This is a genomic window from Achromobacter sp. 1014246743 (assembly GCF_059760725.1).
Window position 1 is genome coordinate 24,973 of sequence record NZ_JCBANA010000065.1, and the last position, 15,612, is coordinate 40,584.

General features: G+C 68.0%; 12 protein-coding genes. 8 read left to right on the forward strand and 4 right to left on the reverse strand.

Annotation, left to right across the window (positions count from 1 at the left end; all coding sequences use genetic code 11):
- Positions 1 to 36 precede the first annotated feature (36 nt).
- The 6 genes from AC6LJ2_RS23470 (at position 37) to AC6LJ2_RS23495 (ending at position 8,463) form a co-directional block, all read left to right on the forward strand.
- The gene (locus tag AC6LJ2_RS23470; protein WP_263915358.1) at positions 37 to 2,298 is read left to right on the forward strand and encodes a GNVR domain-containing protein; all 2,262 of its coding nucleotides are present in this window, start codon (positions 37 to 39) and stop codon (positions 2,296 to 2,298) included.
- Positions 2,299 to 2,316: 18 nt separating this feature from the next.
- Positions 2,317 to 3,720: a phosphomannomutase/phosphoglucomutase gene (locus AC6LJ2_RS23475; protein WP_498152287.1), complete on the forward strand. Its 1,404-nt coding sequence runs from the start codon at positions 2,317 to 2,319 to the stop codon at positions 3,718 to 3,720.
- Between the two features lie 13 nt (positions 3,721 to 3,733).
- Complete coding sequence (pgi, locus tag AC6LJ2_RS23480; protein ID WP_263915356.1) at positions 3,734 to 5,407, forward strand: glucose-6-phosphate isomerase; 1,674 nt, start codon at positions 3,734 to 3,736, stop codon at positions 5,405 to 5,407.
- Between the two features lie 12 nt (positions 5,408 to 5,419).
- On the forward strand, positions 5,420 to 6,472 hold the full coding sequence (galE, locus tag AC6LJ2_RS23485; RefSeq protein ID WP_498152288.1) for a UDP-glucose 4-epimerase GalE: 1,053 nt from the start codon (positions 5,420 to 5,422) through the stop codon (positions 6,470 to 6,472).
- Between the two features lie 194 nt (positions 6,473 to 6,666).
- The gene (gene epsC, locus AC6LJ2_RS23490; RefSeq protein WP_263915354.1) at positions 6,667 to 7,614 is read left to right on the forward strand and encodes a serine O-acetyltransferase EpsC; all 948 of its coding nucleotides are present in this window, start codon (positions 6,667 to 6,669) and stop codon (positions 7,612 to 7,614) included.
- Between the two features lie 30 nt (positions 7,615 to 7,644).
- Complete coding sequence (locus AC6LJ2_RS23495; RefSeq protein ID WP_263915353.1) at positions 7,645 to 8,463, forward strand: NAD-dependent protein deacetylase; 819 nt, start codon at positions 7,645 to 7,647, stop codon at positions 8,461 to 8,463.
- A 168-nt stretch (positions 8,464 to 8,631) separates the two neighbouring features.
- On the opposite strand, the gene AC6LJ2_RS23500 is transcribed toward AC6LJ2_RS23495, so the two are convergent.
- The 3 genes from AC6LJ2_RS23500 to gabT form a co-directional block, all read right to left on the reverse strand.
- Positions 8,632 to 9,486, reverse strand: coding sequence for an inositol monophosphatase family protein (locus AC6LJ2_RS23500; protein WP_263915352.1), 855 nt, complete (start codon positions 9,484 to 9,486; stop codon positions 8,632 to 8,634).
- Between the two features lie 204 nt (positions 9,487 to 9,690).
- On the reverse strand, positions 9,691 to 11,160 hold the full coding sequence (locus AC6LJ2_RS23505; RefSeq protein ID WP_263915351.1) for an NAD-dependent succinate-semialdehyde dehydrogenase: 1,470 nt from the start codon (positions 11,158 to 11,160) through the stop codon (positions 9,691 to 9,693).
- A 158-nt stretch (positions 11,161 to 11,318) separates the two neighbouring features.
- The gene (gene gabT / locus AC6LJ2_RS23510) at positions 11,319 to 12,581 is read right to left on the reverse strand and encodes a 4-aminobutyrate--2-oxoglutarate transaminase (protein ID WP_498152289.1); all 1,263 of its coding nucleotides are present in this window, start codon (positions 12,579 to 12,581) and stop codon (positions 11,319 to 11,321) included.
- A gap of 95 nt (positions 12,582 to 12,676) precedes the next feature.
- Between gabT and pdxR the strand changes: the two genes are divergently transcribed.
- Positions 12,677 to 14,206 (forward strand): MocR-like pyridoxine biosynthesis transcription factor PdxR, encoded by a 1,530-nt coding sequence (gene pdxR / locus AC6LJ2_RS23515; RefSeq protein WP_445657072.1) that lies wholly within the window; start codon positions 12,677 to 12,679, stop codon positions 14,204 to 14,206.
- Positions 14,207 to 14,249: 43 nt separating this feature from the next.
- Here the strand turns inward: pdxR and AC6LJ2_RS23520 are convergent, their stop codons facing one another.
- On the reverse strand, positions 14,250 to 15,167 hold the full coding sequence (locus AC6LJ2_RS23520) for a DUF72 domain-containing protein (RefSeq protein ID WP_445657071.1): 918 nt from the start codon (positions 15,165 to 15,167) through the stop codon (positions 14,250 to 14,252).
- A 264-nt stretch (positions 15,168 to 15,431) separates the two neighbouring features.
- Here AC6LJ2_RS23520 and AC6LJ2_RS23525 point away from each other — a divergent pair.
- Positions 15,432 to 15,612, forward strand: a 181-nt coding sequence (locus tag AC6LJ2_RS23525; protein WP_498152290.1) for a hypothetical protein, incomplete at its 3' end; no start/stop codon positions are given.

Sequence of the window (15,612 nt, forward strand, 5' to 3'; positions counted from 1 at the left end):
TCGCGACCGCGGCGGCGCCTATTCTTGGAGAGCTGCATGTCGTTGCCTATCGAATCGTTCGAGCCCTCCGTCCCGGCTCGCCAGCAGGAAACCCCGCTGTCCTCGCATGTGGACGCCATTTTCTCCAACCGATGGCTGATCATCGCCCTGACGTTGATTGCGCTGTTGGGCGCGGTCCTCTACGTCATGGTGACGCCGTCGGTCTACCAGGCGGACATCATCGTCCAGGTGGAGGAGGAACTCCCCCAAGGCCAGAACCGCAGCCTGCTGGGCGACGTCTCGGCCATTTTCGACACCAAGGCCGAGACCTCCGGCGAAATGGAAGTGCTGCGCTCGCGCATGGTGGTCGGGCCGGCCGTCGACAAGTTCAGGCTGTACATCCATGCCAAGCCGCGCTACTTCCCGGTGGTGGGTGAATGGCTGGCGCAGCGGCATGAAAGCCTGCCGTATCCGTCCGGGCTGCCGCGCGGCGGCTATGCCTGGGGCGGCGAGTCGATTTCGATTTCACAGCTGGACGTGCCCAACGAATGGCTGGGCAAGCCCTTTCGCATCACCACCCAGGGCGAAGGCGCCTTCACGCTGTTCGACAAGGTCACCGGGTCCACGTTCAAGGGCACGGTCGGCAAGCCCGAGCATTTCCTCTTGCCGGGCGGCGGCGCGATGGACGTGCACATCGATGCGCTCAGCGGGCGGCCGGGCACGGAATTCACCGTGTCGCGCACCTCGCGCCTGGCGGCCATCGAGGACGTGCAGTCGCGCCTGGGCATCTTCGAACGCGGCCGCACGTCGGGCGTCATCGGCGTCACGATGGAAGGCAACGACCCGGTGCTGACCACGGCCGTGCTGAACCAGATCGGCCAGGAATACGTGCAGCAGAACGTCAACCGCAAGTCGGCCCAGGCCGAGAAGTCGCTGGCGTTCCTGGACAAGCAATTGCCGCAGCTCAAGCAGGAACTGGACGCGGCTGAAACCAAGTACAACTCGCTGCGCAACAAGCGCGGCACCATCGACCTGAGCGAAGAGGCCAAGCTGATCCTGGCCCAATCGGTCGACGCCCAGACCAAGGTGATGGAACTGCGCTCCAAGCGCCAGGAACTGATCACCCGGTTCGCGCCGACCCACCCCAGCATCGTCGCCATCGACCGCCAGATCGCGTCGCTGACGGGCGACGTCAACCGGATCGGTGACAACATCAAGCAGTTGCCCGACCTGGAGCAGGACGTGGTGCGGCTGGTGCGCGACGTGCGCGTCAATACCGAGCTGTACACGGGCCTGCTCAACAACGCGCAGCAACTGCGCCTGATCCGCGCGGGCAAGGTCGGCAACGTGCGCATCCTGGACGCCGCGGTGCAGCCGGATAAGCCGGTGCGCCCCAAGGCCGCCATCATCATCGGCGTGGCCACCGCCATCGGGCTGATCTTCGGCGTGCTGTGCGCCTTCGTGCGCAACGCGCTGTTCGGCGGACTGTCCGAACCGGACGACGTCGAACGCTACACCGGCCTGCCGGTGCTGGCCGCCATTCCCCACAGCGACCTGCAGGACAAGCTGTGGCGCCGCAGCCGGCGCAAGAACGCGACCGTGCCGGCGCTGCTGGCGCAAAGCCAGGGCAATGCGCCACCCATCGAAAGCCTGCGGTCCTTCCGCAACGTGCTGCAGGCGTCGCTGCGCCAGTCCGCCAACAACATGGTCATGTTCACCGGGCCGGTGGCAGGGGTGGGCAAGTCGTTCCTGTCCGCCAACTTCGCCTTCATCCAGGGCGGGGTGGGCAAGCGCGTGCTGCTGATCGACGCCGACTTCCGCAAAGGCCAGCTGAACCGCTATTTCGGCGTGCCCAAGGAAGATGGCCTGTTCGAAGTGCTGTCGGGCACCATCCCGCTGGAACGCGTGCGCAAGCACAGCGTGTCCGAAGGCGTGGACTTCATCGCCACGGGCGCGGTCACCTTCGATCCGTCGGAATTGCTGGCCTCGCCGATCTTCGGCCAGACGCTGCGTGAACTGTCCAGCCAGTACGACATGGTGATCCTCGATACCGCGCCGGTGCTGTCCTCGCCGGATGCGGCCGTGGTCGGCACGCATGCGGCGGCGGTGATGGTGGTGGTGCGTTCCGGCATGAATACCGTGGGTGAGATCCGCGAGACGGCCAAGCGCCTGATCCAGGCGGGCGCGCCGGTGGACGGGGTGCTGTTCAACGGCTTGAAGCTGATGCCGGAGCGCTTCGGCTTCCGGTCCAAGTACGGCGGCTACCGCTACTCGCGGGCCGCGTACTACGGCGATTTCAAGCAGAACGGCCCCAAGTAACCCCGGCGGAGAACTGGCATGCATGGAACTTTTGGCTGGGAATCCCCGCAGATCCTGGATGCGGTCTTCAAGGCCTACGACATACGCGGCACGGTGCCGGACGAGATCGACGCGCGCTTCGCCCATAGCCTGGGCATGGCGGTGGGCGTGCGGGCGGTGGAACTGGGCGCGCGCGCCGTGGTGGTAGGGCGTGACGGCCGCCTGAGCAGCGTGGAACTGGCGGCGGCGCTGCAGGCCGGGCTGCGCTCGGCGGGCGTGCACGTCATCGACATCGGCATGGCCACCACGCCGATGGTGTATTTCGCGGCGCGCCTGATGGATACCGGCGCCGGCATTGCCGTGACCGGCAGCCACAATCCGCCGGCCCACAACGGCTTCAAGATCGTGCTGGACGGCGCCTCGCTGTATGGCGAGGGCATCACCGCGCTGCGCGATGCCATGCGCCTGCCGATCGAGTCCGCCAGCGTGGCGGGCGGTCGCACCCAGATGCAGATGCAGCCGTGCTACGCGGCACGGCTCTTGGGCGACATCCGCCTGTCGCGGCCCATGAAGGTCGCCATCGACTGCGGCAGCGGCGTGGCGGGGGCGGTGGCGCCGGCGCTGTTTCGCGCACTGGGCTGCGAGGTCACCGAGCTGTTCTGCGAGGTCGACGGCTCGTTTCCGGGCCACCATCCCGACCCGGCGGATCCGCAGAACCTGCAGGACCTGATCTATTGCCTGCGCTATTCGGACTGCGAGGTCGGCCTGGCCTTCGATGGCGACGGCGACCGGCTCGGCGTGGTCAGCAAGTCCGGCCAGATCATCTGGCCAGACCGGCAACTGATCCTGTTTGCCCGCGACGTACTGGCGCGCAACCCGGGCGCCGAGATTCTCTACGACGTCAAATGCAGCCGCCACGTGGCGCGCGCCGTCGTCGAGGCCGGCGGCAAGGCCACCATGTGCCGGACCGGGCATTCGCTGGTCAAGGCGAAGATGCGCGAAACCGGCGCGCTACTGGCTGGCGAGATGAGCGGCCACATCTTCTTCAAGGAACGCTGGTACGGCTTTGACGACGGCCTGTATGCCGCGGCCCGCCTGCTGGAGATCCTGTCCGCGGCGCCGGACCCCTCGGCCTTGCTCGAAAGCCTGCCGCAGTCCTGCGCCACCCCGGAAATCAAGCTGGAAACCGCCGAAGGCGAACACGTCGAACTGGTGGACGCCCTGCGCGAGAACGGGGAGTTTCCCGGCGCGCTGTCCATCAACGACCTGGATGGCGTGCGGGTCGACTACGCCGATGGCTTCGGCCTGGCGCGGCCGTCCAACACCACGTCGACGGTGGTGCTGCGTTTTGAAGGAGACACCGTGGCCGCCCTGGCCCGCATCGAGGAGGACTTCCGCAACGCGTTCCGGCGCATTGCACCTCATATCCGTTTACCGTTCTAAGGAGCATCACGCGATGGGAAAGGCGAATTTTGCGATAGAGGCCCTGGTCAACAGCGAGACGGCCGGGCTGGCCGGCAGCCCCGAATGGCTGGCGTTCGCGCAGTCGGCAAGCGATGCGCCGCTGGATGCCGCGGCGCTCAAGGTGATCGAAGCGGCGGGGCTGTGCGTGGACCTGACCATGCAGCGGCAGTCGGCGGCGCTGGATGCGGCCGCGGTGGCATTGCTGCGCGCCCGCGGGCTGGACGCGGCGCGCCAGGCGCTGTTCGCCGGGGGGCCGGTCAACTGGACCGAAGGCAAACCCGCCTGGCACACGGCGCTGCGAGCCGGCCGTACCCGCGAGCAGCCGGACGGGCAGGATGAAGATTCGGTGTGCGAATACGCGCGCATGGCCGATTTCGTGCGGCGTACCGACCAGACCGCTGATTTTTCCAGCGTGCTGCACATCGGCATCGGCGGCAGCGACTGGGGGCCGCGCCTGGCCATCCAGGCGTTCGGCGGGCCCGGCCAGCGCCGCCAGATCCGCTTCGTTTCCAACATCGACGGGCATGCCTTCCATGACGCCGTGGCCGGGCTGGACCCGCGCCGCTGCCTGGTGGTGGTGTCGTCCAAATCGTTCACCACCGCCGAGACGCTGCACAATGCGCGCGCCGCCATTGCCTGGCTCAAGCAGGGCGGCGTGGCCGACGTCTCCACCCACCTGGCGGCCGTGACCGCCAACGTGCCCGCCGCGCGCGCGCTGGGCGTGCCGTCCAGCCAGGTCTTTCGCATGTGCGACTGGGTGGGCGGGCGCTATTCCGTCTGGTCGGTGGCCGGCCTGTCCATCGCGCTGACCGTCGGGGCCGACGTGCTGATCGGCATGCGCGCCGGCGCCGAAGCGATGGACCAGCACTTCCAGCAGGCGCCCTTGGCCTCGAATGCGCCGGTGCAGCTGGCCCTGGCCGGGCTGGTCAACTGCAGCGTGCTGGGCCACAGTTCCCTGAACATTGCCGCCTACAGCGCCCGCCTGCTGCACCTGGTGACCTACCTGCAGCAGCTGGAAATGGAATCGCTGGGCAAGCGGGTCGCCGGTGACGGCAGCGAGGTCGGCGTGCCCACGGCCCCCATCATCTGGGGCATGCCGGGCACCGACGGCCAGCACACGTTCTTCCAGTGGCTGCACCAGAGCGCAGAAGGGGCGCCGGTGGATTTCATCGCCAGCCTGCAAGGGCATGCGGACAGCCCCGACGCGCATCGCATGCTGCTGGCCAACTGCCTGGCGCAGCGCCAGGCGCTGTTACGCGGCAAGTCCCTGCAACAGGCGCTGCTGGATGTGGCCCATGTCGATGATCCGGACAAGGCGTTGAGCCTCGCCCACCACATGGTGCACCCGGGCGGGCGGCCATCCACGCTGATCGTGCTGCGCCAGCTGGATCCGCGCGGCCTGGGCGCGCTGCTGGCACTGTACGAGCACAAGGTGTTCGTGCAGAGCGTGGTCTGGGGCATCAACCCCTTCGATCAATGGGGCGTGGAACTGGGCAAGCGGCTGGCCACCGGCATCGAGCGCGAACTGGCGGTGCCTGTGTCGGCCGGCGTGGTCGACTGGGGCCATGACGCCTCGACCTCGTACTGGATCGACCGCTACCGTGGCCATGCGCAGGCGCCGCGTCCGCGCCATGCCTGGGTGCCTGGCGTGGCCGCCCATCTCTGACGGAGCCGGGCCATGGCAGACATGCGGGTACTGGTCACCGGCGGCGCGGGCTATATCGGCGCCCACACGCTGGTGGCGATGCTGGCCGCGGGCCAGCGGCCGCTGGTGCTGGACAACTTCAGCAACGGCAGCCCCGAGGCCGTGCGGCGGGTCGAGCGCCTGTGCGGCGCGCGGATTCCCCTGGTGGAAGGGGACATCCGCGAGCCCGGCGGCGTGCAGGCGGTGCTGGCGCAGGCGGCGGCCGACGGCGATCCGGTGCAGGCGGTGTTGCACCTGGCGGGTTGCAAGGCCGTGGGCGAGTCCGTGGCCGACCCGCTCAAGTACTACGACAACAACGTGGCGGGCTCGCTGGCGCTGCTGCGCGCCATGCGCGAGACGGGCGTGGCGCGGCTGGTGTTCAGCTCGTCCGCCACTGTCTATGGCGAACCCCAGTCGCTGCCCTTCACCGAAGCCCACCCCCTGGCGCCCGCCAACCCCTACGGCCGCACCAAGCTGATGGTCGAGCAGATGCTGCGCGACCTGTGCTCGGCCCAAGCCGATTTCGGCGCGGTGACCTTGCGCTACTTCAACCCGATCGGCGCGCATCCCAGCGGCCAGATCGGCGAGAGCCCGCGCGACGTGCCCAACAATCTGTTCCCCTTCATCACCCAGGTGGCGGTGGGTCGGCGTCCCTTCCTGAACGTGTTCGGCAACGACTACGCGACGGCGGACGGCACCGGCGTGCGCGATTACCTGCACGTCATGGACCTGGCCCAGGGGCACGTGCAGGCGCTGGCCTATGCCGCCGGTCATCCCGGCTTCGTGGCGGTCAACCTGGGCACGGGGCAGGGCACCAGCGTGCTGGAACTGGTGCGGGCGTTCGAACGGGTCAACCAGTGCCGCATTCCGCTGCGCACGGTGGCGCGCCGGCCGGGCGACATCGAGCGGATGTGGGCCGATCCGGCCCTGGCGGCTTCGCTGCTGGGCTGGCGCAGCCGCCACGGGGTGGACGCCATGTGCGCCGACGGCTGGCGCTGGCAGCAAGGCAATCCCGAAGGCTACGAGGCCGATCCGCCTGCGGCATAACCCCAACAGCCTGTCGGACGAGTTCCGCGAACGGCGCGCAAGCGGTTACAGTTGACGGAAATATTGCGAAGCAGCATCGCCGCGCGGCCCGGCCGTCACCCGGCGATGCACCGTCAGCGAGGCACCCTCATGTTTGCATTCCATTCCTTGGCCGGCCTGCGCGCCGGTTTGTCCACCCTGGCGGGGCGGTCCCTATGAGCGGCCCGACCTACCTGCCGCCCGCCCACTGGAACCTGGACAGCATCGTGTCCGGCCTGCGCGAGGCCCGCGTGGCCTGGCGCGGCCCGCGCGGCCGCCTGCGCGAAGATGCCGGCCTGCGCGAATTCCCGTCCCAGGAAAGCCTGCGCCAGATCATCAAGGATCTCTGTGGCGCCTTGTTCCCGATGCGCCTGGGCCCCATCGACCTGCGCGAGGAAGTCGAAGACTTCTACGTCGGCCACACCATCGGCGCGGCGCTGGATGCCCTGCTGCACCAGGTCGGTCTGGAACTGCAATACGTCGGGCGCAACGATCCGACCCTGCAGGCCGACACGCAGCAGCGCGCCATCGAGATCGTGCGCCAGTTCGGCGCCGAGCTGCCGCGGGTGCGCGCCGCGCTCGACCTGGACGTGACCGCCGCCTACCAGGGCGACCCGGCCGCGCACAGCGTCGACGAAGTGCTGCTGTGCTATCCCGGCGTGGCGGCCATGATCCACCACCGCCTGGCCAACGTGCTGTACCGGCTGGGCGTGCCCATGCTGGCGCGCATCGTGGCCGAGATCGCCCATGCCGACACCGGCATCGACATCCACCCGGGCGCCACCATCGGTCGCAGCTTCTTCATCGACCACGGCACCGGCGTGGTGATCGGCGAAACCGCCATCATCGGCGACCGCGTGCGGCTCTACCAGATGGTCACGCTGGGCGCCAAGCGCTTCCCGCCGGGCGAAAACGGCGAGCTCAAGAAAGGCCTGGCGCGCCACCCGCTGATCGAAGATGATGTCGTGATCTACGCGGGCGCCACCATCCTGGGACGCGTCACCATCGGCAAGGGCTCGACCATCGGCGGCAACGTCTGGCTCACGCGCAGCGTGCCGCCGGGCAGCAACGTCACCCAGGCCAGCCTGGTCAGCGACATGCCGGATTGCGGCCTGGGCGGCTGACGCCCGCGGTCCCACGCCCTCGGAGCCACGATGGACACACGAGTTTCGGATCTGGCCGCGCTGCGCGGCTTCGTCGACCGCCACCCGCGGCTGTTCGTCCTGACCGGGGCGGGCGTCAGCACCGATTCCGGCATCCCCGACTATCGCGACACCGACGGCGAATGGAAGCGCAAGCCGCCCATGACGTTGCAGACGTTCATGGGCGACGACCTGGCACGGGCCCGCTACTGGGCCCGCAGCATGGTGGGCTGGCGCCGCTTCGGCCAGGTGCAGCCCAACGCCTCGCACCGCGCGCTGGCGCGGCTGCAGCATCGCGGCCTGGTGTCCATCCTGGTGACCCAGAACGTCGACGGCCTGCACGAGGCCGCCGGCAGCCGCGACGTGGTCGACCTGCATGGCCGGCTGGACGAAGTGCGCTGCATGAACTGCGACTGGCGGGGCGGCCGCCAGGCCTGGCAGGACACCCTGCACGAACGCAATCCCGACTGGATCGCCTTCGAGGCCGATGACGCACCCGACGGCGACGCCGACCTGGACGGCGTGGATTTCGCCTCCTTCCGCGTGCCGCCCTGTCCGCGCTGCGGCGGCATCGTCAAGCCCGACGTCGTGTTTTTTGGCGAAACCGTGCCGCGCGATCGGGTCGACCGGGCCAATGCCGGCCTGATGGCTGCCGATGCGGTCCTGGTGGCCGGTTCGTCGCTGATGGTCTATTCCGGTTACCGGTTTGTGACGGCGGCGGCCCGCAACGGCCTGCCGATAGCCGCCATCAACCTGGGCCGCACCCGCGCCGACAACCTGCTCACGCTCAAGGTAGCGCTGCCCTGCGCCGTGGCGCTGGAAGCCCTATAACGGGGACGGAGACCGGCCGGTTTTTGACCGGTTTAACCAAGTACCCGCCCCGTAAGGGTTTTTTCGCGCGGTTACAGAGCTTTCCATAGGGTTGTCCACAGATACTGTGGATAAATCCTAGGGATAACCCCGATTTTTAGCGACTTTTAACGCCGTGATCGCCGGGATTCAGCCCTCGGCGTCGGGGATGGCATCGCCCATCAAGGCCTTGCGGGCGGCGTGCCAGCTGCCCGCATCCGGGGCATACAGCAGGCCGCCGCTGCGGTGGGTGGGCTTGTAGGGCGACCCGTCAAAGCGCGCCGCATAGCCGCCCGCTTCGCGGTGCAGCAGCCAGCCGGCGGCGTGGTCCCAGGCGGTCAGCTGGTTGTACAGGGCGACATGGCTGTGCCCGGCCGCCAGCATGCGGTATTCGTGGGCGGCGCAGCGCAGGCTGGCCGTGCTGCCCAGGCGCGACAGGTTGCCGTTGACCGTGGTGCGCAGCGGCTCGGGCAGGGCGCCGGTGGAAATCAGCCCGTCCATGTCTTCGGGCGGCGCCGGGGCGGCCACGGCCAGTGAGGCCTGCTTGCCGTTCTCGTATTCCATCCATGCGCCTTCGCCGCGCACGGCCAGCGCGCTGTCGCGACTGACGGGGTCGTAGATGACGCCGGCGATCACGTCGCCGCGATGACAGGCGGCGATCATCATGCCGAACAGCGGCAGCCCGGCCACGTAGTTGCGGGTGCCGTCGATCGGGTCGATCAGGAACGCCAGGTCGGCGTCCACCAGCATGTTGAGCAGTGCCGGGTTGCGGGTCGAGGCTTCTTCGCCGATCAGCACGGCGCCGGGGTGCAGCTTGGACAGGCGCGCGGCGATCAGGCGTTCGGCGGCCTCGTCGGCGTCGGTGACCAGGTCGCGCGGCGAGGTCTTGTCGCGCACGGACCCCTCGGGCAGGTTGCGAAAGCGCGGCATGACTTCCGCCTGCGCCGCGTCTGCCAGGATGCTCGCCAGCCGGCGGGTGTCCTCACGGGTAAATGATCTGCTCATAGTCGCTCGTCCAGGGAACGCGCAAATCTATCACGCCTGGGCGGCAATTGATCGCGATTTATAACCGCATGAACTTAAAGGGAATTTTGCACCTGTGCAGGAGTTATCTGCCAGGTTGTCCACAATTCCTGGGGATAAACGGGACCCGAGCCCCGTTTATCCCGCCAGGACGGGCGCCGAGCGGCGCCCGGGCGATGCCGGGGCTCAGGCGCCCAGGTCGACGCAGAGGTACTTGATCTCCAGGTACTCTTCGATGCCGTACTTCGAGCCTTCGCGGCCCAGGCCCGATTGCTTGACGCCGCCGAACGGGCCGACTTCGTTGGAGATCAGGCCGGTATTGATGCCGACGATGCCGTATTCCAGCGCTTCGGACACGCGCCAGATGCGGGCGTAGTCGCGGGTGAAGAAGTACGCGGCCAGGCCGAAGATGGTGTCATTGGCCATGCCGATGACCTCGTCTTCGGATTCGAAGCGGAACAGCGGCGCGACCGGGCCGAAGGTTTCTTCGGTGGCAAAGCGCATCGACTGCGTCACGTCGCGCACCACGGTGGGTTCGAAGAACGTGCCGCCCAGCGCATGTGGCTTGCCGCCGGCGATGACCTTGGCGCCGTGCGCGGTGGCGTCGGCAATGTGCTCCTGCACCTTTTCCACGGCGTTGGCGTCGATCAGCGGACCTTGCGTCACGCCGTCGCCAAAGCCGTCGCCCACCTTCATGGCGTTGACCTTGGCCACCAGGCGCTTGGCGATTTCCTCGTACACGCCGGCCTGCACGTAGATGCGGTTGGCGCAGACGCAGGTCTGGCCGGCGTTGCGGTACTTGGACGCCAGGATGCCGTCCACGGCGCGGTCCAGGTCGGCGTCGTCGAACACGATGAACGGCGCGTTGCCGCCCAGTTCCAGCGACAGCTTCTTGATGGTGGGGGCGCATTGCTCCATCAGCGTGCGGCCCACTTCGGTCGAACCGGTGAAGCTCAGCTTGCGCACCACGTCGCTTTCGCACAGCGCGGCGCCAATGTCGCGCGAGCTGCCCGTGATGACGTGGAACACACCGGCCGGCACGCCGGCTTCTTCGGCCAGCACGGCCAGCGCCAGCGCGGTCAGCGGGGTCTGCTGGGCGGGCTTGACCACCATGGTGCAGCCGGCGGCCAGCGCCGGGCCGACCTTGCGGGTGATCATCGCGGCCGGGAAGTTCCACGGCGTGATCGCGGCGGTCACGCCGATGGGCTGCTTGAGCGCCAGCAGGCGCTGGCCGGCCTTGGGGCTTTGCAGCACGTCGCCGTCGATGCGCTTGGCTTCTTCGGCGAACCACTCCAGGAACGATGCGGCGTAGGCGATTTCACCGGCGGCCTCGGTCACGGGCTTGCCCTGTTCCGAGGTCATGATGGCGGCGAGATCCTGCTGGTTCTGCATCATCAGCTGGGACCACTTCAGCAGGATCGCGGCGCGTTCCTTGCCGGTCTTGGCGCTCCAGGCGGGCAGGGCGGCTTGCGCGCTGGCGATGGCCTGTTCGGTTTCCTTGCGGCCCAGCTTGGGCACGGACACGATGGTCTTGCCGGTGGACGGGTTGTCGACGGGGATCGACGGGCCATTGCCCGCGGCAACCCACTTGCCGTCGATGTAGCAGGCGTCACGCAGCAGTTCGGGACGCGAAAGGGGATGGGTCAAAGACGTCATTGCAAAAGTCTCCAATGGAATAGGTCCACCCCCGAAGCGCTGCGCGCTTCCCCCTCAAGGGGGCATGCCTGCGGACCGGCAGAGCCGGCTCCGCGGCATCTCGATCGGGCGGTACCCCGACAGGGGGGCGGGCCGTTATGGGGGGCCAAGGCCGATTCTTAAGCGGCCAGCGACTCGGTCAGGATGGCCAGCGCGCGATCGAACTGGGCGTCGGGAATGGTCAAGGGGTACAGGAAGCGCAGAACGTTGCCGTACACCCCGCAGCTTAGCAAGATCAGGCCTTGTTCCAGGGCGCGGGCCTGCACGCGCTTGACGGCTTCGGCGTCGGGCTTGCCGTTGGCGTCGTTCAGTTCCAGCGCCACCATCGAGCCCAGGCCGCGCACGTCGGCGATGCCGGGCACCTTGCCGCGCAGGCCTTCCAGATGGGCGCGCAGCTTGTCGCCCAGGGTGACCGAGCGTTCGCACAGCTTTTCTTCGGCGATCACGTCCAGCACGGCGTGGGCCGCGGCCACCGCCAACGGGTTGCCGGCGTAGGTGCCGCCCAGGCCGCCCGCGGCCGGGCCGTCCATGACGTCGGCGCGGCCGACCACGCCCGAGATCGGGAAGCCGCCGCCCAGGCTCTTGGCCATGGTGATGAGGTCGGCCTGCACCGAGTGGTGCTCCATGGCGAACAGCTTGCCGGTGCGGCCAAAGCCGGTCTGCACTTCATCGGCGATCAGCAGGATGCCGTGCTCGTCGCAGACCTTGCGCAGCGCGGTCATGAGTTCGGGCGGGGTGATGTTGAAGCCGCCTTCGCCCTGCACCGGTTCGATGATGATGGCCGCCACGCGCTTGGGGTCGATGTCGACCTTGAACAGCAGGTCCAGCGCCTTGAGCGAATCGGCCACCGTGATGGCTTGCGTAGCGTTGGGGAAGGGCACGTGGTAGATGTCGCCTGGCATCGGGCCGAACGACAGCTTGTAGGGGGCGACCTTGCCGGTCAGCGCCATGCCCAGCATGGTGCGGCCGTGGAACGAGCCCGAGAAGGCGATGACGCCCGAACGGCCCGTGGCCGAGCGCGCGATCTTGACGGCGTTCTCGACGGCTTCGACGCCGGTGGTGAAGAAGGCGGACTTCTTCAGGCCGTCGATGGGGGCCAGGCGGTTGATGCGTTCGGCCAGCGAGATGTAGCCCTCGTAGGGCACGATCTGGTAGGCGGTGTGCGTGAAATTGTCGAGCTGGGCGCTGACGGCGGCCTTGACCTTGGGGTGCAGGTGGCCGGTGTTCAGCACCGCGATGCCGCCCGCGAAATCGATGTATTCCTTGCCGTTGGCGTCCCACAGCGTGGCGTTCTCGGCGCGCACGGCATAGAAATCACACATGACGCCGACGCCGCGCGGCGTGGCCAGGGAACGGCGGGTATTCAGGTCCTGATTCTTCATCTCAGCCTCGGATGGCAAGTGGGCGGGAAAAACCTTATTTAATGCTACTATGGCCCCATTGTTGGGAACCACTTTTATAAATCAGGTAGAACCAATTGCGGTCCATCGTTGGGGATTTGCTGCTGCTGCGCCTGGCCGATGCCGGCGGCGGGCCGATGAACAAGCGGCTCTACCATGGCATTCGAGAAGCCATCCTCGATGGTTCCATCGCGGCGGATTCGCGCCTGCCCGCCTCGCGCGACCTGGCCGCCGAACTCGGCATCGCCCGCAACACCGTGGTGCACGTCTACAGCCAGCTGCTTGCCGAAGGCTACACCCGCAGCCGCCAGGGCAACGGCACCTTCGTCAACGCCTCGCTGCCCGATTCCTACCTGGCCAGCGGCCGCCAGTCGCGCCGCGCACCCACCCCGCAGCCGCGTCCGGCGCTGTCCGCGCGCGGCGCCGCCATTGTCGACGGCGTCTCGGCCTCGCCCTACCAGTGGGGGGCGTTCATGCCCGGGGTGCCCGACCTGACCGAATTTCCCCACAAGAAATTCGGTCGCATCTTTTCCGCGCTGTGGCGCAACCCCTCGCCCGATCTGCTCACCTATGCCTACGGCGGCGGCCTGCCGGCGCTGCGCGAAGCCCTGGCCGAGCACCTGGCGCTGACGCGTTCCATCGACTGCGACCCCGACCAGATCCTGATCACCGAAGGCTCGCACCAGGCCATCGACCTGGCCACGCGCATCCTGGGCGAAGCCGGCGAAACCGCCTGGGTCGAAGACCCGGGCTACTGGGGCGCGCGCACGGTGCTGCAGGCCAACGGCCTGCACACGGTGCACCTGCCGGTCGACGAAGAAGGCATGCGCCTGCCGGAAGGCGGCGTCTTGCCCGGCGGCGCGCCGCCGCGCTTCATCTTCGTCACGCCGTCGCACCAGTATCCGCTGGGGCCGGTCATGTCGCTGGCGCGCCGCCGCCAGCTGCTGGCCGTGGCGCACCAGCACGGCAGCTGGATCATCGAAGACGACTACGACAGCGAATTCCGCTTTTCCGGCCGGCCCATCGCGTCGCTGCTGGGGCTGGAGCCCGATGCGCCCGTGATCTACATGGGCACCTTCAGCAAGACGCTGTATCCGGGGCTGCGCGTGGGCTACCTGGTGCTGCCCAAGCCCCTGACCGCCGCGTTCCAGGCGGCCCACGCCGAGCTGTACCGCGAAGGCCACCTGATGACGCACGCGGCGCTGGCCACCTTCATCGCCGAAGGCCACTACGCCGCCCACATCCGCCGCATGCGCATGCTGTATGCGCGCCGCCGCGCCATGCTGGTCAACCTGATCGAACGGCGCCTGGGGCCCGACTGGCTGCATCGCGACGCCAGCCTGGCGGGCCTGCACCTGGTGCTGACCTTGCCGACACACATGGACGACCTGCGCGTGGTGGACGTGGCGCGCCGCAAGGGCGTGCTGACGCGCGCGCTGTCGCGCTACTACGTGGGCGCCGAAGGGCGCCGCCCCGGGCTGCTGCTGGGCTATGCCTGCGTGCCCGAGCACGACATCGCCCGCAAATTCGAAGTGCTGCTGGAAAGCCTGGCGGAAGTGGCACGCACGTCGCCCGCGCCGCTGGCGTTGGCCGAGGCGGGCGGCTAGCGCTTGCCGCCGTGGCGCCGCATGCGGGGCCGCGCCATCCCCTTCACGGCGGGCCGTCTTGCGTGCCGGGGGCGCTCAATGCCGCCTTGAATGCCGCGGCATTGCGCATGCCCTGGTCTTCGTAATTGGTGTTGAACACCGCGTGCGCCTGCGCGCTTTGCTGCGCTACTTGCTGAAAGCGGCGCACCAGTTCGGCCAGTTCCTCTTCCGAATATTCGTACTGGAAACGCCCCGACGACGCGCTGCCCGACGCGTTCCAGGTGGCCGTGTTGCGCCCGTGCAGGCGCAGCAGCGTCAGGTCGGGATGCGTGCATGCCCATACCGCGGGCACGCTGTTGTCAAAGCCCTGCGGCGCATCGACCACGGTATGCACCACCCCCAATTCGCGTTCCATCGCCAGCGTGGCCGCCGTGGCCTCGGGCGTCGCGAACCAGCTGCGATGGCGAAATTCCACTGACACCAGATGGTCTTCCAGCCGCCGCGCGCAATCGGCAACCCGCGCCATCCCGCGCGCATCCCGCTGGACCCAGGGCGGAAACTGAAAATGCACCGCGCCCAGCTTGTCGGCCATGCGCAGGGGCTCCAGCGCCAGCGTATAGCGGCGCCACAGTTCATCGCGCAGGTCATCGGGCATGCCGCGGTGATAGATCACCGGTTCGGGCCAGTCGCCCAGTTCCTGGCGGATATCGGCCGGCAGCGCCGCCAGCGGCGTCTGGTGGCCGGTGAACAGTCGGTACGCCTTGATGTTGAAGACGAAGTCGTCCGGCGTGCGTTGCGCCCACAGGTAGGCGTTTTCCGCGCTGGGCAGGGCGTAGTAGCTGGAGTCCACCTCGGCCAGCGAAAAACGCGAGGCGTAAAAACGCAGCCGGGCGTCGGCGCTGTTGGCCTGGGGCGGATAGAAGCGGCCGCAGGCCAATAGCGTGGGGTCGGTCCAGGAAGCGGTGCCGGCAAGCAGGCGCATGGCGTTGGGGCAAGCACCGCGGGGGGGGCGGCACGACGGATAGGAAGCCTTCGATTTTTTCATTCTCGTGCCGTTTTTTCAATTTTTGTTGCAACTTGAGCGACGTTGGTTGTCATTGACGCCAGATCGTCGTGGTATTTCTTCCTGTCCATCGGGGATGTTGACCCCGAGGCGTATCGACACTCGTTGTCGGCGCGCAGGTGCAATGCGACATGGGAGTTTCCTGATGCTGACATTGGTGCTATTGCGTGTCGGGCCGCTGCGATGAGTGGCCTGTTCAATTCCGACGCCCGCCTCTATCGCCTGCAAGGCGAGGGTGCGCTGGCGTCGCTGCACGTCGAAGGCTGGACCGGCCGCGAGGCGCTGTCGGGCGTGGCGCAACTGCGCATCGTGGCGCTGTCCGACGATGCCGGCCTGTCGTTGCAAGACATGATCTCGCGGCCCG

What these genes read in the sequence shown, in the direction of transcription:
- AC6LJ2_RS23470 (WP_263915358.1), top strand. Translation starts at nt 37, where the DNA reads ATGTCGTTGCCTATCGAATCGTTCGAGCCCTCCGTCCCGGCTCGCCAG.
- AC6LJ2_RS23475 (WP_498152287.1), top strand. Translation starts at nt 2,317, where the DNA reads ATGCATGGAACTTTTGGCTGGGAATCCCCGCAGATCCTGGATGCGGTC.
- pgi (WP_263915356.1), top strand. Translation starts at nt 3,734, where the DNA reads ATGGGAAAGGCGAATTTTGCGATAGAGGCCCTGGTCAACAGCGAGACG.
- galE (WP_498152288.1), top strand. Translation starts at nt 5,420, where the DNA reads ATGGCAGACATGCGGGTACTGGTCACCGGCGGCGCGGGCTATATCGGC.
- epsC (WP_263915354.1), top strand. Translation starts at nt 6,667, where the DNA reads ATGAGCGGCCCGACCTACCTGCCGCCCGCCCACTGGAACCTGGACAGC.
- AC6LJ2_RS23495 (WP_263915353.1), top strand. Translation starts at nt 7,645, where the DNA reads ATGGACACACGAGTTTCGGATCTGGCCGCGCTGCGCGGCTTCGTCGAC.
- AC6LJ2_RS23500 (WP_263915352.1), bottom strand. Translation starts at nt 9,486, where the DNA reads ATGAGCAGATCATTTACCCGTGAGGACACCCGCCGGCTGGCGAGCATC.
- AC6LJ2_RS23505 (WP_263915351.1), bottom strand. Translation starts at nt 11,160, where the DNA reads ATGACGTCTTTGACCCATCCCCTTTCGCGTCCCGAACTGCTGCGTGAC.
- gabT (WP_498152289.1), bottom strand. Translation starts at nt 12,581, where the DNA reads ATGAAGAATCAGGACCTGAATACCCGCCGTTCCCTGGCCACGCCGCGC.
- AC6LJ2_RS23520 (WP_445657071.1), bottom strand. Translation starts at nt 15,167, where the DNA reads ATGCGCCTGCTTGCCGGCACCGCTTCCTGGACCGACCCCACGCTATTG.